General features: G+C 56.9%; 13 protein-coding genes. 9 read left to right on the top strand and 4 right to left on the bottom strand.

Annotated features, from left to right (window positions below):
* Positions 1-40: 40 nt before the first annotated feature.
* Positions 41-817 carry an enhanced serine sensitivity protein SseB gene (gene sseB, locus ACNQ0T_RS16030; protein ID WP_417930229.1) on the top strand — a complete coding sequence of 259 codons (777 nt, stop codon included), beginning with the start codon at positions 41-43 and terminating at the stop codon, positions 815-817.
* Positions 818-834: 17 nt separating this feature from the next.
* Here sseB and ACNQ0T_RS16025 read toward each other — a convergent pair whose 3' ends face one another.
* The 4 genes from ACNQ0T_RS16025 to ACNQ0T_RS16010 all read right to left on the bottom strand — a co-directional run bounded on the left by ACNQ0T_RS16025 (position 835) and on the right by ACNQ0T_RS16010 (position 5,464).
* Positions 835-1,605 (bottom strand): MurR/RpiR family transcriptional regulator, encoded by a 771-nt coding sequence (locus tag ACNQ0T_RS16025; protein WP_023306706.1) that lies wholly within the window; start codon positions 1,603-1,605, stop codon positions 835-837.
* Positions 1,605-2,450, bottom strand: a complete 846-nt coding sequence (gene sseA, locus ACNQ0T_RS16020; protein ID WP_023300716.1) for a 3-mercaptopyruvate sulfurtransferase — start codon at positions 2,448-2,450, stop codon at positions 1,605-1,607. The genes ACNQ0T_RS16025 and sseA overlap by 1 nt, the downstream gene beginning before the upstream one ends.
* Positions 2,451-2,539: 89 nt before the next feature.
* Entirely contained in the window at positions 2,540-3,907 is a 1,368-nt protein-coding gene (locus ACNQ0T_RS16015; protein WP_417930228.1) for a 6-phospho-alpha-glucosidase, read from the bottom strand.
* Positions 3,908-3,919: 12 nt separating this feature from the next.
* Positions 3,920-5,464 (bottom strand): PTS transporter subunit EIIC, encoded by a 1,545-nt coding sequence (locus ACNQ0T_RS16010; RefSeq protein ID WP_058676979.1) that lies wholly within the window; start codon positions 5,462-5,464, stop codon positions 3,920-3,922.
* A 286-nt stretch (positions 5,465-5,750) separates the two neighbouring features.
* Here ACNQ0T_RS16010 and ACNQ0T_RS16005 point away from each other — a divergent pair, with 286 nt between their 5' ends.
* From ACNQ0T_RS16005 to ACNQ0T_RS15970, 8 genes are all read left to right on the top strand, one after another.
* The gene (locus ACNQ0T_RS16005; RefSeq protein ID WP_417930227.1) at positions 5,751-10,703 is read left to right on the top strand and encodes an alpha-2-macroglobulin family protein; all 4,953 of its coding nucleotides are present in this window, start codon (positions 5,751-5,753) and stop codon (positions 10,701-10,703) included.
* Position 10,704: 1 nt separating this feature from the next.
* On the top strand, positions 10,705-13,032 hold the full coding sequence (pbpC, locus tag ACNQ0T_RS16000; protein WP_417930226.1) for a peptidoglycan glycosyltransferase PbpC: 2,328 nt from the start codon (positions 10,705-10,707) through the stop codon (positions 13,030-13,032).
* Between the two features lie 88 nt (positions 13,033-13,120).
* Complete coding sequence (locus ACNQ0T_RS15995; RefSeq protein WP_022649007.1) at positions 13,121-15,499, top strand: DMSO/selenate family reductase complex A subunit; 2,379 nt, start codon at positions 13,121-13,123, stop codon at positions 15,497-15,499.
* Positions 15,496-16,125, top strand: coding sequence for a DMSO/selenate family reductase complex B subunit (locus tag ACNQ0T_RS15990; protein WP_022649006.1), 630 nt, complete (start codon positions 15,496-15,498; stop codon positions 16,123-16,125). The genes ACNQ0T_RS15995 and ACNQ0T_RS15990 overlap by 4 nt, the downstream gene beginning before the upstream one ends.
* On the top strand, positions 16,118-16,897 hold the full coding sequence (locus ACNQ0T_RS15985; RefSeq protein ID WP_417930225.1) for a dimethyl sulfoxide reductase anchor subunit family protein: 780 nt from the start codon (positions 16,118-16,120) through the stop codon (positions 16,895-16,897). The genes ACNQ0T_RS15990 and ACNQ0T_RS15985 overlap by 8 nt, the downstream gene beginning before the upstream one ends.
* Positions 16,897-17,772, top strand: a complete 876-nt coding sequence (locus tag ACNQ0T_RS15980; protein ID WP_417930224.1) for a 4Fe-4S binding protein — start codon at positions 16,897-16,899, stop codon at positions 17,770-17,772. The genes ACNQ0T_RS15985 and ACNQ0T_RS15980 overlap by 1 nt, the downstream gene beginning before the upstream one ends.
* 124 nt (positions 17,773-17,896) lie before the next feature.
* The gene (gene ndk, locus ACNQ0T_RS15975; RefSeq protein ID WP_003860625.1) at positions 17,897-18,328 is read left to right on the top strand and encodes a nucleoside-diphosphate kinase; all 432 of its coding nucleotides are present in this window, start codon (positions 17,897-17,899) and stop codon (positions 18,326-18,328) included.
* A 147-nt stretch (positions 18,329-18,475) separates the two neighbouring features.
* Positions 18,476-19,642, top strand: coding sequence for a bifunctional tRNA (adenosine(37)-C2)-methyltransferase TrmG/ribosomal RNA large subunit methyltransferase RlmN (locus ACNQ0T_RS15970; protein WP_003860623.1), 1,167 nt, complete (start codon positions 18,476-18,478; stop codon positions 19,640-19,642).
* The last annotated feature ends 185 nt before the right edge of the window (positions 19,643-19,827 follow it).

Here is a 19,827-nt window from a genome sequence, read left to right as displayed (position 1 = left end):
CAAGCGTAGCGCCACCGGGCAATTGTGAAGTAGCCAAACTATGTCAGAAACCAAAAACGAATTAGAAACCCTGCTGGAGCAGGCGGCGACCGAGCCCGCCCACCGTCCGGCCTTTTTCCGCACGCTGCTGGAATCCACCGTCTGGGTGCCGGGCACCGCCGCGGAAGGGGAGCAGGTTGTCGAAGACAGCGCGCTGGATCTGCTGCACTGGGAGAAAGACGACGGCACGTCGGTGATCCCGTTCTTTACCTCGCTCGAGGCCTTGCAGGAAGCGGTAGAAGACGAACAGGCGTTCGTGGTGATGCCGGTGCGCACGTTGTTCGAAATGACCCTGGGGCAGACGCTGTTCCTCAACGCCAAACTGCCGACAGGGAAAGAGTTCACTCCGCGTGAAATCAGCCATCTGATTGGTGACGAGGGCAACCCGCTCAGCACCCAGGAGGTGCTGGAAGGGGGCGAAACGCTGCTGCTGTCTGAAGTGGCCGAGCCGCCCGCGCAGATGATTGACTCCCTGACCACGCTGTTTAAAACCATCAAGCCGGTAAAACGCGCGTTCCTCTGCTCCATCAAAGAGAGCGCTGACGAAAAGCCTGTTCTGCTGATTGGAATTGAGGCCGATGGCGATATCGACGAGATCATCCAGGGGGCGGGAAGCGTAGCGACCGACACGCTCCCGGGCGATGAGCCGATTGATATCTGTCAGGTGAAGAAAGGTGAGCAGGGCATCAGCCACTTTATTACCGAGCACATCACCCCGTTCTACGAGCGTCGCTGGGGCGGCTTCCTGCGCGATCTCAAGACCAACCGCATTATCTGATTACGGCGGGGTGACCTTCACCCCGTTGCTTCCAGCAACAGTAAATCCATCAGCAGCACCAGATTCGACTCAAACGACGTCACCCCTGCGGCTTCGGCGGCGAAATGTACCGCTTCGTCATAGAGGGCAAAATGCACGTCGGCCATACCTGCCAGCGTATTGGCCGACGCGCGGGTAAACGCGACGATCGTCATGCCGACGTTTTTGGCGATCCGCGCTTTATCCAGCACCTGCTCCGTTTCGCCGCTGCGCGAAACGGCAATAAATACCTGATAGCGTGCGGCGTTGCTGAGAAAAATATTCCGGCTGTCCCCCGGTCCGGAGATGAACGCGGTTTTTCCCAGCACCTGCAACTTCTTGGTCAGGTACTCGGCAAAAAGATATGAAAACCCGGCGCCGTAGAGAAAGAAGCTCTCTTTCTGGCGCAGCAGGCTGGCAAACTGCTGGCGTTTGTCCTGGGTAACCCACTGGAAGGTCTGCTGATAGTTGGCAATAAACCGGGCAAAAAGCGCGGGCATTTCTGCATGTTGCGCAGACTGTACGGTGATATGCGGCGTGTCAGAAAGCAGCTGCTTGCAGTGCCAGATAAACTCGCTAAATCCGCTGAAGCCCAGCTTCTGGCACAGCCGCATAATCGTCGCGGTGGAAACAAATGTCGCCAGCGCCAGCTCGCGCACCGTGATATTGCCCACCAGCAGCGGATGCTCAGTGAGGTGGGCGAGGACGCGATACTCCGCGCGGGTCAGTGACGACCCGCGTGTTAACAGCGTTGCCAGGCGGTTATCCATTATTTAGCCGGTTCTACCGGCAGATCGTCCCGTGCACCCCATTCACTCCAGGCGCCGTCATACAGCGTCACGTCATTCGCGCCAAGGGTTGCCAGCGCCAGGATCACCACGCAGGCCGTCACGCCGGAGCCGCAGCTGGCAATAACCGGACGATGCAAATCCACGCCCTGACGTTCAAAAATGGCACGCAATTCATCGGTGGTTTTCAGCTCGCCTTCAAACACCAGATCGCCCCACGGCACGTTCAGCGCCCCCGGGATATGTCCTCGTTTCAGTCCCGGACGCGGCTCATCCGCTTCAGCGTTGAAGCGTGGAGCGGGACGCGCATCGACGATTTGCGCCGTGTTTTCGTGGCTCACGACCAGAACGTCGGTCAGGCGCTTGACCACGTGTGCGTCAAACGTGGCATCGAATTCGCCTTCCGGCAGCGTGACGTCACCCTGCTGAAGCGGGAGTTCGTCGCGCTTCCAGCCTGCAAGTCCGCCCGCCAGAATCGACACTTTTTCCACGCCGAAGTTTTTCAGCATCCACCACGCCCGCGGCGCGGAAAACAGATTACCTTCATCATAAACAACAAGATGTTTGTCTTTGCTGATGCCGAGCTCGCGCATCGCCACGGAAAACGCTTCCGGACGAGGCAGCATGTGCGGCAGGGGAGAGGTGTGATCGGAGAGGGCTTCGATATCGAAAAAAACCGCGCCAGGCAGGTGCCCTGCGCGATATTCAGCGGGAACGTCACGATGCTCCTGGCCCGGAGGGGCCATGCGCGCGTCGATAATCTGAACTTCCGGGTCGTCGCCGTGCTCAATCAGCCAGTCGGCGGCGACAAAATATGAGGTGGACATGGTTGCCTCCATTCTTTTCCGTAAAAAAGGATTGTCGGTGTTTTTTCTGACACCGACAAGTTAACCACGTTCAACTCGCGAGCAAGCCCCTATTTTTTCACCGCTTCACCGTCCTGCCATGCCTTTTGCAGCGCTGGCCAGTAGTCGCGGTTGGTTTCGATCATCTCATCCAGAATCGCTTTCGCGTGCTCCATGGTCGGCACGGTGCGGTTCAGGGTAAACGCCTGCAACGCTTTCTCGTAGCTGCCTTCGATGGTTGCCTCCACCAGCAGCTGTTCAGAAGCGAGCTGCTGTTGCAGGAGCGTCTGGTGGAACAACGGCACCTGACCCACGCGGACAGGCTCCGGCCCTTCGGAGGTGATATAGGCAGGTACTTCCACCACCGCATCGTACGGCAGATTGGTAATCGCCCCGCGGTTTTCCACCATCACCAGATGACGTTGGCGCAGGTTGAATGCCAGCGAGCAGGCGACATCGACGATAAATTCGCCGTGAACACCTACGTGGAAAGCATCCGGTAAAATTCCGCTGCGCTGGTACTCTTCGGCGGCGGCTAACAGCTTTTTCTCACGTCCGTTCATCACTTCGTTGGCACGGGTATAGTCCGGGTTCTGATGCTCCACAATCTGGTTCGGCATCAGGTAGTACTGTAGATACGGGTTCGGCAGGTACTCCGGGAAGTTATCCATAATCGGCTTGATGTTGCGCCAGGTTTTCACCCATGACGGATCCGAGTGCTGCGGGTCGGTTTTGGCCGCGTCTTCCGTCAGCAGGCCAAACTTCGCGATATGTTTACGCAGCTCCGGTAATTTGTCCTCGCCGTCCACCAGCACGCGGGTAAACCAGCCGAAGTGGTTGAGGCCAAAATAGTCCACCTCCAGTTTATGACGATCCACGCCCAGAATGGCGCCCATATTGCGCATCGCGGCGACAGGCATATCGCAGATGTTCAGCACGCGTGCGTTGGGGCGCAGGCGACGCACGCCCTCAGCGACAATCGCCGCCGGGTTGGAGTAGTTCACGATCCACGCCTTTTCGTGCGCGTAGCGTTCCACCCTATCGATCAGCTCTACCATCGGCAGGATAGTACGCAGGCCATATGCCAGCCCGCCGGGTCCGCAGGTTTCCTGGCCGACCACCCCGTGGCGCAGCGGAATTTTTTCATCCTGCTCGCGCATTTTGTACTGTCCGACGCGCATCTGAGCAAAAACAAAATGCGCGCCGCTGAAGGCCACCTCCGGATCGCTGGTGACGGTGAATTTGATGCTCTGGCTGTGGTCGCGAATGACCTTTTCCACCACGGGCGCAATGGTGTTCTGGCGCGCCTCGTCGATGTCATACAGGCGGATCTCTGCCAGAGGGAAATCGTGCAGACGCACCATCAGGCTTTTCACAATACCTGGCGTGTAGGTGCTACCGCCGCCGGCAATCGACAGAATAAATGGGGGTGTAAACATCTTTAGCTCCTTTCAGAGAAACGTCTCAACGGCTTCTCGCATTTTTTTGACATGCAGCCCGTAGACCACCTGAACGTTGTTACCTTGTTTGATTATCCCTTTCGCGCCGGTCGCTTTCAGGCGCGGTTCGTCGATGATGGCGACGTCCTTCACCGTGACGCGTAAGCGGGTGTAGCAGTTATCCACTACCTCTATATTTTCCCGACCGCCCAGACCCACAACGATCGATTCGCCCAGCCCGTCGTTATTGCCCTTCGCCTGGTACTCCTGCTTGCTGTAGAGGCGCGTCTCCCGATCGTCATCTTCACGACCGGGCGTTTTCATGTTGAAACGCAGAATCAGGAAGCGGAACACCACGAAATAAAGGGCGAACATGATCAGCCCGACCACGATGTACATGGGCCAGTTGGACTTTTCCGTGCCGAGCGGCAGGTTGTAGAGAATAAAATCGATAATTCCGTTGGCGCCGATGGCGTGAACGCCAAACAGGGTGAACAGCATCATGCCAATGCCGGTCAGCACCGCATGCACCACGAACAACAGCGGGGCGACAAACAGGAAAGAGAACTCGATCGGCTCGGTTACGCCGACCAGCAGCGAGGTCAGCGCCGCCGGGATCAGAATGGCTTTCGCAATCGCTTTACGCTCTGGCTTCGCGGTCATGTACATCGCCAGCGCGGCGGCGGGAAGGCCGAACATCTTGCTGATGCCGCGAGCATCCCACACCACGGTGCTGCTGAGCTGCTTCACGTCCGGGCAGGCCATCTCGGCGAAGTAGATATTGCGCGCGCCCTGGTAAGCCGTACCGCACACCTCCTGCGTACCGCCCAGTTCGGTATACAGGAACGGCGTATAGACCAGATGATGCAGGCCCGTCGGCACCAGAATGCGTTCAAGGAAACCGTAGATCGCCACCCCAAACGGACCGGACCCTTTGATCGCCAGCGCCAGGGCGCTTATTCCATGCTGTGCGTACGGCCAGAGTTCGCTCATGACCACGCCGAGCAGCATAGAGACTGGCAACATCACAATCGCGACAAAGCAGTGGCCGGAGTATATCGCCATCGCGCCGTTAAACTGGACACCGGAATATTTGTTGTACAGATAACCGGAGAGCGCCCCGGTCAGGATCCCGGCGAAAACGCCCATCTCCAGCACCTGGACGCCCAGAACCATGCTTTGTCCGGCGGCTTTCATCTGCTCTGCAGGGGCCAGTTCTCCCTGAAGCTGTAACGTCACGTTCATCGCGTTAATGAATACGATAAAGGTCACCAGCCCAATCAGCGCCGCGTAGCCTTTGTCTCGGGTTGCCAGGCCAATGGGGATCCCGACGGCAAACACCAGCGCCAGGTTGACCAGCACCGACACGGCAGATTTGGCGATCAGCTGGCCGACACTCTGGATCAGCGGATGGCCGAGAAACGGCAGGTACTCGGCCAGATTGCCGTTACCCAGCACATTCCCAAAGGCGATAAACAGACCGACGATAGGTAAGATAAGTACAGGTCCGTAAAGTGATTTTCCGAAATTTTGTAGGGCGTTCACGGCTCGTTTCATGGCTTTCTCTCTTATTGAACCGCGCACTCGGGGTGCGTCATGGTCATAAAACTAGCAGGCATGATGCGAGCTTATCCAGCTATCTTCTTGTTTTAAAAACAAATGACGCGAAAGGTAACATGTTACGTTACGCTGTGTGATCGCGGTTCCACCCTCGCATGCGAGTACGATGCCATTCTGCGAGGCGCTTTCCAGGTTATAAAATTGGACTTTTTGTATTAACGAAACTTGCGGATAATACTTATCCGGACGACGACCAACAGGCCCCTCAGGCCAGGGACATAGGATGAAACCGTTTCGCTTAGCTGCGATCTCTCTCGCGCTGCTCACCACCTTTACGCTTGCCGGCTGTGATAACAGCGATGACAAACCTCAGGCCGCTGCCCCCGCAGCGTCTACTACATCAGAACAGAAAACCCCGGCAAAACCGGATCCTGAAAAGCTGGCTAAGCTGGCCGCGCAGAGTCAGGGTAAGGCGTTGACGCTGCTGGATGCCTCTGAAGTGCAACTCGACGGTGCTGCGACACTGGTTCTGACCTTCTCTGTCCCGCTGGATCCCAGCCAGGATTTTGCGAAAACGGTGCATGTGGTGGATAAAAAAAGTGGCAAAGTGGACGGCGCCTGGGAACTGGCCCCCAATCTCAAAGAGCTGCGCCTGCGCCATCTGGAGCCGAATCGTAATCTGGTCGTCACCGTCGAGCGTAATTTGCTCGCGCTGAACAAAGCGACATTCGGCATTGACTATGAAAAAGCGATCACCACCCGGGATGTTGAACCGACGGTCGGATTCGCCAGCCGCGGATCGCTGCTGCCGGGTAAAGTGGTGGAAGGGTTGCCGGTGATGGCGCTCAACGTCAACAATGTGGACGTGAACTTCTACCGCGTTAAGCCGGAGTCGCTGGCCTCGTTTGTCAGCCAGTGGGAGTACCGTAACTCGCTGACCAACTGGGAATCTGACAACCTGCTGAAGATGGCGGAACTGGTCTACACCGGCCGTTTCGACCTCAACCCGGCGCGCAACACGCGTGAAAAACTGCTCCTGCCGCTCAAAGATATTAAGCCGCTCCAGCAGTCTGGCGTCTATATCGCCGTGATGAATCAGGCTGGTCACTATAACTACAGTAACGCCGCGACGCTCTTTACCTTAAGTGATATTGGGCTGTCCGCTCACCGTTATCATAACCGCCTGGACATCTTCACCCAGAGTCTTGAAAACGGTGCGGCGCAGTCAGGCGTGACCATTACCCTTCTGAACGATAAAGGACAGACCCTGGCCGAGGCGAACAGCGACGCCGATGGTCATGCGAAACTGGAAACCGATAAAGAAGCCGCGCTGATCCTGGCCAGTAAAGATGGCCAGACCACGCTTCTTGACCTCAAACTTCCGGCGCTGGATCTGGCGGAGTTTGATATCGCCGGTAACCCGGGTTACAGCAAACAGTTCTTTATGTTTGGCCCGCGCGATCTCTATCGTCCGGGTGAAACGGTGATCCTTAACGGCCTGCTTCGCGACAGCGATGGCAAACCGCTTCCCGAGCAGCCTGTAAAACTTGACGTGCTGCGTCCGGACGGCCAGGTAGCGCGTACGGTCGTTGTGCAACCTGAGAACGGTCTCTATCGCTTCAACTATCCGCTTGATAGCAGCGCCCAGACCGGCATGTGGCATATTCGCGCGAATACGGGGGATAACCAGCAGCGCATGTGGGATTTCCACGTCGAAGATTTTATGCCTGAGCGTATGGCGCTGAATCTGACCGGGCAAAAAACGCCGGTTTCCCCGCAGGAGGATGTGGACTTTAACGTTGTGGGCTATTACCTGTATGGCGCGCCGGCTAACGGTAATTCTCTGCAAGGCCTGCTTTTCCTGCGTCCGCTGCGTGACGCGGTGCCTGCACTGCCTGGCTTCCAGTTCGGTGATATTGCCGAGGAGAACCTGAGCCGCAGCCTGGATGAAGTGCAGCTTACGCTGGACGAACAGGGGCGCGGACAGGTTACCACCGAAAGCCAGTGGAAAGAGGTGCACTCGCCGCTGCAACTGATTTTGCAAGCCAGCCTGCTGGAATCAGGCGGGCGTCCGGTAACGCGACGCGCCGAGCAGGCTATCTGGCCTGCGGCTGAACTTCCGGGGATCCGCCCACAGTTCGCCAGCAAGGCCGTGTACGACTACCGCACCGATACCACCGTCAACCAGCCGATTGTTGATGAGAACGGCAACGCCAGCTTTGACATCGTCTATGCCGATGCCAGCGGGGCGAAAAAAGCGGTATCTGGTCTGCAGGTGCGTCTGGTCCGTGAGCGTCGCGACTACTTCTGGAACTGGTCCGAGAGCGAGGGCTGGCAGTCTCAGTTTGATCAAAAAGATCTGGTTGAGGGCGAGCAGGAACTTAACCTCAAGGCCGATGAAACCGGTAAAGTCACCTTCCCGGTGGAGTGGGGCTCATACCGTCTGGAAGTGAAAGCCCCTGATAGCATGGTCAGCAGCGTGCGCTTCTGGGCGGGGTACAGCTGGCAGGATAACAGCGATGGCACGGGTGCTGCACGCCCGGATCGTGTGACGCTGAAACTGGACAAGCCATCCTATCAGCCAGGCGATACCATCAACCTGCATATTGCAGCGCCGGCCGCAGGCAAGGGCTATGCAATGATCGAATCCAGCGAAGGGCCACTGTGGTGGAAAGAGATCGACGTACCGGTTAACGGTCTGGATCTCGCCATTCCGGTGGATAAGGCCTGGAAACGTCACGATCTCTACCTCAGCACGCTGGTGGTTCGTCCTGGCGATAAATCTAAATCCGCCACGCCAAAACGCGCGGTTGGTCTGCTGCATCTGCCAATGGGGGACGAAAATCGTCGCCTGAGCATCGCACTTGATAACCCACAAAAAATGCGTCCGAACCAGACGCTTTCTGTGAAAGTGAAAGCCAGCGTAAAAGAGGGGGCTGTGCCACAGAAGGTGAACGTGCTGGTCTCGGCTGTTGATAGCGGCGTGCTGAACATTACCGACTACGTCACGCCGGATCCGTGGGAAGCTTTCTTCGGTCAGAAGCGCTATGGCGCGGACATCTATGATGTTTACGGCCAGGTGATTGAAGGTCAGGGACGTTTGGCCGCACTGCGCTTTGGCGGAGACGGCGATGAACTGAAACGCGGCGGTAAGCCACCGGTGAACCATGTCACCATTATTGCTCAGCAGGCGCAGCCGGTTACGCTTGATGCCAACGGTGAAGGCACCATCACGCTGCCGATCGGTGATTTCAACGGCGAACTGCGTCTGATGGCGCAGGCCTGGACGGAAGACGATTTCGGCAGCAGCGAAAGCAAAATCATTGTGGCGGCTCCGATTATCACCGAGCTTAACACGCCGCGATTCCTCGCAAGTGGCGATACCTCTCGCCTGACGCTGGACCTGACCAACCTTACTGACCAGTCGCAAACGCTGAACATTGCGTTAACCGCAACCGGTAAGGTGTCGCTCGAAGGTGCTCAGCCAGAGCCGGTTAAGCTGCCGCCTGGCGCTCGTAGCACTCTGTTTATTCCGGTGCGCGCGCTGGAAGGCTATGGCGATGGTGAAGTAACTGCTCAGGTGACGGGGCTTCAGCTCCCTGGTGAGACGTTTGCGCCGCAGCAGAAGAGCTGGAAAATTGGTGTACGCCCCGCATTCCCGGCGCAAACGGTGAATACGGGCACGATGCTGAACCCTGGCGAATCCTGGAGCGCGCCAGCACAGCATATCGACGGTTTCTCGCCTGCCACGCTACAGGGACAGCTGTTGCTCAGCGGTAAACCACCTTTGAACCTGGCGCGCTACATTCGTGAACTTCAGGCCTATCCATACGGATGTCTTGAGCAGACCACCAGCGGCCTGTTCCCGTCCCTCTACACCAACGCGGCACAGCTTACGGCGTTGGGCATTAAAGGCGACACCGACGATAAACGCCGTGCGGCCATTGATATCGGCATCTCCCGTCTGCTGCAAATGCAGCGTGACGATGGCGGTTTTGCCTTGTGGGATAAAAACGGCCCGGAAGAGTACTGGCTGACCGCCTATGTTACGGACTTCCTGGTGCGGGCAGGGGAGCAGGGTTACAGCGTGCCTGCCGAGGCGGTGAATAACGCCAACAGCCGACTGCTGCGCTATTTACAGGATCCGGGGATGATGTCCATCCGCTACAGCGACGACACCCAGGCCAGCAAATTTGCTGTCCAGGCGTATGCTTCGCTGGTGCTGGCTCGTCAGCAAAAAGCGCCGCTCGGTGCACTGCGTGAAATCTGGGAGCGTCACGCTCAGGCCGCTTCCGGGCTTCCGTTGATGCAGCTGGGCATGGCACTCAAACTGATGGGGGATACACCGCGCAGCCAGCAGGCGCTGGATCTGGCTCTCAAAACACCCCGTAACGACAGCCGAAACTGGATGGCGGATTACGGCAGCCAGCTGCGTGATAATGCCCTGATGCTCTCCCTGCTGGAAGAGTACAAGCTGCTGCCGGATGCGCAAAACAGGCTGTTGAACGCGTTATCTGAAGACGCGTTCAGCCAGCGCTGGCTGTCAACCCAGGAGAGCAATGCGCTGTTCCTGGCTGGACGTTCACTGCAAACCTTGTCAGGCGCGTGGCAGGCAACGACCACCCTCTCTGAACAGACCCAGAGCAGTGATAAAGCGCAGGTAGAAAACCTGAACGGCGACCAGCCTGGTGCCTTGCAGGTGACGAATACCGGCACGACGCCGCTGTGGGTACGACTGGACACTACTGGCTATCCGGAGTATGCGCCCCAGCCATCTTCTCACGTCTTGCAGATTGAACGTCATATCCTGGCGACAGACGGCAGCAGCAAGTCGCTCTCTTCACTTAAGAGCGGTGAGCTGGTTCTGGTGTGGCTGGAAGTGAAGGCCAGCCAGAACGTACCGGATGCGCTGGTGGTGGATCTGCTCCCGGCAGGTCTGGAGCTGGAAAACCAGAATCTGGCGAGCAGCAGCGCCAGCTTGCAGGACAGCGGCAGTGAAGTGCAAAACCTGCTGAATCAGATGCAACAGTCTGATATTCAGCACATGGAATTCCGCGACGATCGCTTTGTGGCCGCCGTGCCGGTCAATGAAGGTCAGCCGGTCACGCTGGTTTACCTGGCCCGTGCCGTTACGCCGGGAACCTATCAGGTGCCTGTTCCGATGGTCGAGTCCATGTACGTTCCGCAGTGGCGGGCAACGGGGTCGGCCAGTGGCCCGCTGATCGTTGTTCCGTAAGATGCAGATAGCACGCCTGATTCGCTCCCGCTGGCTGTGGCTTGCGGGAGCGCTTCTCTTTTCAGGGGGGCTGATTGTCGCCGCTGACCGCGTGTGGCCGTTGCCCCTGAAAGAGGTCAACCCTGCGCGAGTGGTCGTGGATGAGCAGGGTGTTCCGTTGTGGCGTTTTGCCGACAGCGAAGGCATCTGGCGCTATCCGGTTACCATTGAAGAGGTTTCCCCACGCTATCTTGAGGCGCTGATCCAGTATGAAGATCGCTGGTTCTGGGATCACCCTGGCGTCAATCCGCTTTCTGTACTGCGTGCCGCCTGGCAGGATCTCACCGCCGGGAGAGTGGTTTCTGGCGGGAGCACGCTTACCATGCAGGTGGCACGTCTTCTGGATCCGCATCCGCGTACCTTTGGCGGTAAAATTCGTCAGCTGTGGCGGGCGATGCAGCTGGAGTGGCATCTCTCCAAGCGTGAAATCCTGACGCTGTATCTCAACCGTGCCCCGTTTGGCGGCACGTTGCAGGGCGTGGGCGCGGCAAGCTGGACTTATCTTGGCAAACCGCCGTCTCAGCTGAGCTATTCCGACGCGGCGTTGCTGGCTGTACTGCCACAGGCACCCAGCCGTCTGCGCCCCGACCGCTGGCCGGAACGTGCCGAAGCGGCGCGGAACAAAGTGCTCGACCGCATGCTGACTCAGGGCGTCTGGTCTGAGAAGCAGGTGAAAGAGTCCCGTGAAGAGCCGGTCTGGCTGGCCCCCCGGCAGATGCCGCAGCTGGCGCCGCTCTTTTCCCGCATGATGTTGAGTAAAAGCCGCGACACAAAAATAGTCACCACGCTGGATGCAGCTTTGCAACGACAGCTTGAAGAGCTGGCAATTAACTGGAAATCGCGCCTGCCTGCCCGCAGTTCACTGGCGATGATCGTCGTGGATCATACATCCATGAAAGTGCGTGGCTGGGTAGGCTCGGTAGATATCAATGATGACAGTCGCTTTAGTCACGTGGATATGGTCAATGCGATCCGATCGCCGGGATCGGTCCTCAAGCCATTCATCTATGGCATGGCGCTGGACGATGGCCTGATCCATCCCGCTTCGTTATTACAGGATGTTCCAAGAAAAACGGGGGATTATCGCCCCGGCAACTTTGACAGCGGTTTCCATGGGCCGGTCAGCATGAGCGAAGCCCTGGTGCGTTCCCTCAACCTGCCTGCGGTGCAGGTACTGGAAGCGTACGGCCCAAAACGTTTTGCAGGCATGCTGAGCAACGCGGGATTACCGCTCATACTCCCCGCGGGTGCGCAGCCCAACCTCTCCCTGATCCTGGGTGGCGCTGGGGCACGCCTGGCTGATATCGCTGCCGCCTACAGTGCCTTTGCGCGGCAGGGGCAGGCGGGCCGGTTGCGTTTACAGCCGGGCGATCCGCTGATCGAACGTCCGCTGCTGTCGCAGGGGGCGGCGTGGATCATTCGTCGCATTCTCGCCAGTGAAGCACAGCCCCTGCCGGACAGTGCGCTGCCCCAGGTTGCGCCGCTGGCGAGGAAAACGGGCACCAGTTACGGCTACCGGGATGCCTGGGCCATCGGGCTGAACGCCCGGTATGTCATTGGAATCTGGACCGGACGTCCGGACGGCACGCCCGTTGCCGGGCAGTTTGGTTTCGCCAGCGCGGTTCCGCTCCTGAATCAGGTCAATAACATGCTTCAGTCCCGCTCGATGGTGGATGAAGCCCGTCTGCCGCGCGATCCGCGTCCTGCAAGCGTAGGACGGGGCGTGATTTGCTGGCCGGGGGGCCAGTCCCTGCCTGAAGGGAACGAAAACTGTCGGCGTCGGCTGTCAACCTGGCTGCTGGAAGGCAGTGAACCGCCTACGCTGCTGCTGCCGGAACAAGAGGGTATTCGCGGGATCCGTTTCCCGGTCTGGCTGGATAAAGAAGGCAAACGCGTCGCAGCGGATTGTCCTGATGCGACAGAAAAAGTGCTGGATGTCTGGCCGCTGCCGCTGGAGCCCTGGCTGCCTGCTGCCGAAAAACGGGCTGCTCGTCTCCCCGCCCGTTCAGCGATTTGCCCTCCGCTGGATAACCATAATGCGGCGCCGCTGATGTTGTCAGGCGTCAGAGAAGGGGCGGTAATTAAACGTCTTCCGGGTGAGAAAAACATGACCCTGTTCGTTTCAACCAGCGGCGGGGAGGGGCAAAGATGGTGGTTTTTGAATGGAGAACCGCTGGACGGACATCAGAAGAATTATTCACTGCAATTATATTTACCGGGTAAATATCAGTTAGTTGTATTAGATGAAACCGGACAAACGGCGACGGTCAATTTTGAGTTAGATCGCTAAGTGTTACTCCTCAAGAGTTAGCTTGATAATTATCAATATCCGTTCCTGAAAAAAAACGAGAATGCGTTTTTATTTTAAGGAACGAGCAATGGAAAAAAATAAACATCAGGGAGAGGGGACTATTCCCGCCATATCCCGGCGTCAGTTTATTCAGGCAGGATCGGCGCTCGCCGCTCTGCCTTTTGTCGTCAAAACCGGCAAAGTACAGGCACAGGGCGCGGCGGTTTCAGACACTACGCCTGAAGAAAAAGTGGTGCAAACCTGTAGTACGTTTGACTGCGGCGGCAAGTGTGATATTCGTGCTCACGTCAGTGAGGGCGTTGTGACCCGAATTTCTACGCGTCCGGATAACGCATTGGATCCGCAAATGCCCGTAATGCGCGCCTGCGTGCGTGGCCGGGCTTATCGGAAATTTGTTTACCATCCCGATCGGCTGAAATACCCAATGAAACGTGTAGGGAAACGTGGCGAAGGAAAATTCGAGCGTATTACCTGGGATGAAGCCACCACCCTTATTGCGAATCAATTAAAAACTATTACGCAAAAATACGGTGCGGCTTCACGCTATGTTCATGTGGGCACCGCTGTGTCCGGCGGGACTTTTTCCGGCGATAAAATGGTTCGTCGTCTTCTCAACTTAACCGGCGGCTATCTCGAAAGCTATCACTCGGTCAGTATGGGTAACACGGCGGCAGCAACGCCGTATACCTATGGCACCGCTGCCAGCGGCAGTTCTCTGGACACGCTGCTGGACACCAAACTGGTCATCCTCTGGGGACATAACCCGACGGAAACGATCTTTGGTCACAGCAACCACTTCTACCAGAAGATGAAGCAAAACGGCACTCGCTTTATTGTTGTCGACCCTCGCTATTCCGATACGGTTTCCTCCCTGGCCGATCAGTGGATCCCGCTGCTTCCCACCACGGACAACGCCCTGATGGACGCGATGATGTATGTGATCGTCACGGAGAACCTGCATGATCGCGACTTTATTCAGCGCTACACCCTGGGCTTTGACGAAGACACTATGCCAGAAGGCGTTCCGGCCAATGAATCCCTGATGGCTTACCTGAGCGGCGCAAAAGATGGCGTGGCGAAAACGCCCGAGTGGGCAGAGAAAATCACCCACGTGCCTGCACAAACAATTCGGCAACTGGCGCGCGACTACGCAACCACCAAACCCGCTGCGCTGATCCAGGGCTGGGGACCGCAGCGTCATAACTGCGGCGAGCGCACCGCGCGCGGCTCGACGTTGCTGGCTACGCTCACGGGTAACGTCGGGGTGAAAGGCGGTTGGGCAGCAGGCTATGGCGGCTGCGCAAACCGGAAATTTGCCGCCGGACCAGAAATGCCGGACAACCCGGTCAAAGCCAAAATATCGGTGATGAACTGGGTGCAGGCCGCCGACGATGCCTCTCAGGTCACCGCGGACGTCGGCCTGAAGGATGCCGAAAAGCTGGACAGCAATATCCGCATCCTGTTCTCGCTGGCGGGAAATTATCTGGCTAACCAGAACCCGGATCTTCATCAGGCAACCCGTGTCCTGGAAGACGAGTCGAAAATCGAGTTTATCGTCGCAAGCGATCTGTTTATGACGCCGAGCGCCCGATACGCCGACCTTCTTTTGCCGGAAACCAGCTTTATGGAACGCTGGAATATCGGCGAAACCTGGGGCACGGCAAGCTATCTGATCCTGTCAGAAAAGCTCATTGAACCTGAATTTGAACGCCGTTCAGACTACGACTGGCTGCGGGAGGTCGCTGCTAAGCTTGGCGTCGAACCCGCGTTCAGCGAAGGGCGTGACGAAAAAGCGTGGATTGAGCACATCTGGGAGCAGACGCGTCTTTCCATGCCTGACGAAAACCTGCCGGACTTCGCGACGCTACAGAAGACGCGTCAGCACCTTTTCAAAAGCGCGCCGTTCGTCGCCTTTGAAGACAACATTCGCGATCCGCAGAATCATCCGTTCCCGACGCCGTCCGGAAAAATTGAGATCTTCTCGAAGCGTCTGTACGACATGCATCACCCGGAAATTCCGGCGCTGTCGCACTACGTGCCTGCCCATGAAGGGCCGGAAGACGCGCTGGCGAAACGCTTCCCGCTCCAGCTGATTACCTGGAAAGGAAAAAACCGCGCTAACTCCACCCAGTACGCCAACCCGTGGTTAATTGAGGCGCAGCAGCAAAAGCTGTGGATCAACCCGCAGGATGCGCAAAAACGCGGCATTGCGCAGGGAGATACCGTGCGTATTCATAACGCGCGCGGCATTTGCGAGATCCCGGCGGAGGTCACGCCGCGCATCATTCCAGGCGTTGTGGCCATGCAGGCGGGTGCCTGGTGGCAGCCGGACGAGCAGGGTATTGATAAGGGCGGCTGCGCGAACGTGCTCAGTTCCGCACGTATTACCGCGCTTGCGAAAGGGAATTCCCATCAAACCATGCTGGTGGAGGTAGCTAAAGCATGAGTCAGTTTAAACATTACGCACCGGTAAGCGACAAACAGCTGGGTTTTTATATCGACTCTTCTCGCTGCTCGGGCTGCAAAGCATGTCAGGTAGCGTGCAAAGATAAAAACAACCTTGAGGTCGGACGTCGTTTCCGTCGCGTGTACGAAGTTAATGGCGGGAGCTTTATCCCGACCGGGCAGGGCGGCGTCAGCAATAACGTTTTTGCCTACACGCTCTCTATCTCCTGTAACCACTGTGCCGACCCAATCTGCACCAAAAACTGTCCGACCACCGCGATGCATAAGCGTCCGGGGGACGGTATTGTGCGCGTAGATACTGATAAGTGCGTCGGCTGCGGCTACTGCGCGTGGTCATGCCCTTACGGCGCGCCACAGCTCAACGAGCAGACCGGGCAGATGTCCAAATGTGATTTCTGCGTGGATCTACAGGCGAAGGGGGAACAGCCTGTCTGTGTGGCAACCTGTCCTCTCGAAGCGATTAAATTCGGGCCGATTGATGAACTGCGGGCGAAGTATGGTGCGGTCTGTGATGTGAAAGGCTTGCCTGATTCCTCCATCACCAAACCGAACCTGGTGATCAAAGCGCATCAGGGCGCAGAGAAAGAGGGGAAACGTCATGCATGAGTTACCGCTGCTGATTTTTACGCTGTTCCTGCAAGGATCGGTTGGCGTTACGCTGTGGCTGGCCTTCGGAAGCACGCAACGCAGCGTGCTGCTGCCGGCTGCCGAAGCGTTTGTGCTGGCCAGCCTCGGTCTGCTCGCCTCCGCGTTGCACATGGGCTATCCACTTAATGCGTTTAACGCGCTGCGTCACGTATCCAGCTCCTGGCTGAGCCGTGAGATTATCTTTGCCAGTCTTTATCTTGCGGCACTTGGCCTCGCAACGCTGCTGATGTTTGTCAAAAAACCAGGCTGGAAGCCGCTGTTGGTTGTGGCAGGTCTTGTCGGGCTGGTGGATGTGTTCTGCATGGCGCAGATCTACATGCATGCATCCGTGGTGACGTGGCATCACATTAATACCCTGGTGCTGTTTATCGGTTCGGTGGGAATTATCGGTTCAGCCTGCATGGCCGTTGGGGCACGTTCCCAGACTCGCGTGCGAACGGCGATTGTCATTATCACGCTGCTGGTGATTGCACGTCTGGTGATGCAGCCCGTCTGGCTGGCAGATATTACGGCTATGGACAACACCGTTGTGACGTTCCCACACGCACCGTTACAAATGCTGGAGCAACTGCGAACCGTGCATCTGCTGAGCTGGTGCGTTTCCGTTGCGGGTATGCTGTGCTTTGCTGCGGGCGGCTTAAAAGCGGCGCGAGGCACAATGCTGTTGGGCAGCGCCTTGCTGATTGTGGGTGAGCTAATGCTGCGCTTTGTTTTCTTCAGTATTGGCTGATGGGCGGATTAACCTTTGCCCCGGCGATGGACGTGACGCATGCGTGCGTCCTTCGCCGTTTTCGCCACTCTTCCTGCTGCGCCTGCGCGGACGTCTGTCCCGTGCAGGCTTTTTCTTTTAACGACACCGGCGTCTCGGTTGATGACAGCCACTGTATTGAATGCGGTGACTGCCTGTTTGTCTGCCCCGCTGAAGCCATCACCGGCATCACGCCGCGAAAACGTTTTCTGTGTGGCGATACGCTTGTTGGGCCTTTTACTGACCGTGCGCCAGGGGTGAATGAGCTTCTGCTGTGGCACGCGCAGCACCACGTTCGTTTTATCAGTATCGACGCGGAGCAGAATCCTGACTGGTTGCTGGCGATTGCCCGGCTGAATCTGGCGCTTCGTCGACGTGGTGAAGCAGCGTGGGCGTTTAAACATATACCCGTCAACGAGGTAAATACCGCCCGGCGTGCGCTGATGCACGTTCCCCGTGAGGATGTCCGGGTCTGTTGCGTCGTGCCCGGTCAGCGTGAGCTGCGCAGGGCGTTTTCTGCATTTAGCGAGGCAGAGATAACTCTCGATACCGAATCCTGCGTACTCTGCGGCGCGTGCTGGCGGAGTTGTACGGAAAACGCGATTCGGTTTGAGAACGCTGAACTGGTCGTGGAAACCGGACGCTGTACGGGGTGTGGCGGCTGCGAAGCGGTATGCCAGCATGCGGCGATAAACGTGACGCAAACAGACGGGACAGCGAAAAGCGTGACCATACCGGCATATGAAGCCGTTTGTTTGACGTGCCACCGCCATTTCTGGTCATTTAGTTCTGATGAAAAGCAGTGTCCGCTCTGTTTTCACCATCAGTACGGCATGCGAAATACGAGCTGTTGCTAATCTTCGTCTCATTTTAAAAAAATGTTATGCATAACCATAGGCAATGGCGCTATTGCTCTTTATAATCCGCGCCACACCATACTCAGGTATGCAAAAACAACAGAACATTTTACAGAGGTTATCAATGGCTATTGAACGTACTTTTTCCATCATCAAACCAAACGCGGTGGCAAAAAACGTTATTGGCAGCATCTTCGCTCGCTTTGAATCAGCAGGGTTTAAGATCGTTGGCACCAAAATGCTGCACCTGACCGTTGAGCAGGCTCGCGGTTTCTACGCTGAGCACGAAGGTCGCCCATTCTTTGACGGTCTGGTCGAGTTCATGACTTCTGGCCCAATCGTGGTATCCGTACTGGAAGGCGAAAACGCGGTACAGCGTCACCGCGATCTGCTGGGTGCAACCAACCCGGACAACGCACTGGCAGGTACTCTGCGCGCCGATTACGCAGACAGCTTCACCGAGAACGGCACCCACGGTTCCGACTCTGTTGAATCTGCTGCGCGCGAAATCGCGTTCTTCTTTGCAGAAGGCGAAGTGTGCCCGCGCACTCGCTAATAATTTCGTAAATGCCGCGTGCAAACGTGGCATCCCTGCGCCAGACTTTGTACAATGCAACGCCCCGGACGAGCAGACTGCTTACCGGGGCGTTTCTTTTCAACCCACCAAGGGCCACAACGTGTAACAACGAGGCCGGAAAAAATTATGTCTGAATTAGTGAATACCTCCGAAGTCGCCATTCCTGCGGTTCCCAATAAAAATGGAAAAATTAACCTGCTGGACCTGAACCGTCAGCAGATGCGCGAGTTCTTTAAAGAGATGGGCGAGAAGCCGTTTCGTGCCGATCAGGTCATGAAATGGATGTACCACTATTGCAGCGACAACTTTGATGACATGACGGACATCAACAAAGTGCTGCGCAATAAGCTTAAAGAAGTGGCGGAAATCCGCGCACCGGAAGTGGTGGAAGAGCAGCGCTCTTCAGATGGCACTATCAAGTGGGCCATTGCCGTTGGCGATCAGCGTGTTGAAACCGTGTATATCCCGGAAGACGATCGCGCCACGCTGTGCGTCTCTTCTCAGGTGGGCTGTGCGCTGGAGTGCAAATTCTGCTCTACGGCGCAGCAGGGCTTTAACCGTAACCTGCGCGTGTCGGAAATTATCGGCCAGGTCTGGCGTGCGGCGAAAATTGTGGGCGCGGCGAAAGTCACCGGTACACGTCCAATCACCAACGTGGTGATGATGGGGATGGGTGAACCGCTGCTCAACCTGACCAACGTCGTTCCGGCGATGGAAATCATGCTCGACGATTTCGGCTTTGGTCTGTCCAAGCGCCGCGTTACGCTCTCTACTTCCGGCGTTGTGCCTGCGCTGGACAAACTGGGCGACATGATTGACGTTGCGCTGGCTATCTCCCTTCACGCGCCAAACGACGCCATCCGTGACGAAATTGTGCCGATCAACAAAAAGTACAATATCGAAACTTTCCTGGCTGGCGTGCGCCGTTACCTGGAGAAATCGAATGCTAACCAGGGCCGCGTGACCATTGAATACGTGATGCTGGATCATGTTAACGACGGGACCGAGCATGCACATGAGCTGGCTGAACTGCTGAAAGATACGCCATGTAAGATCAACCTGATCCCATGGAACCCGTTCCCGGGCGCGCCGTATGGCCGTAGCTCGAACAGCCGTATCGATCGCTTCTCAAAAGTGCTGATGGAGTATGGTTTCACCACCATCGTACGTAAAACGCGTGGCGACGATATCGACGCAGCCTGTGGTCAGCTGGCGGGTGACGTTATTGACCGTACCAAACGTACGCTGCGTAAGCGTATGCAGGGTGAGTCAATCGCGGTTAAAACCGTTTGATTATTATGCAGACACGGCGCATTTTTTGCGCCGTGAAGCATTAATTTACTGAATAACCAGCCACAATCATCACGACTGATTAATAATTACGGTGCGTTTCATACGACTTTCGGGCAGTATGTAACGACGTAACAACAGTTTAGCGTGAAGGCCTGCCAGCGCTGTCATCTGCGGCCCGACAGTCT

The sequence above is a fragment of the Enterobacter cloacae complex sp.6700776 genome (genome assembly GCF_048284255.1).
In the GTDB taxonomy this organism is placed as follows: domain Bacteria; phylum Pseudomonadota; class Gammaproteobacteria; order Enterobacterales; family Enterobacteriaceae; genus Enterobacter; species Enterobacter intestinihominis.
The sequence above is the reverse complement of the archived record's forward strand: the minus strand, read 5'-3'. Positions and strand labels throughout refer to the sequence as shown.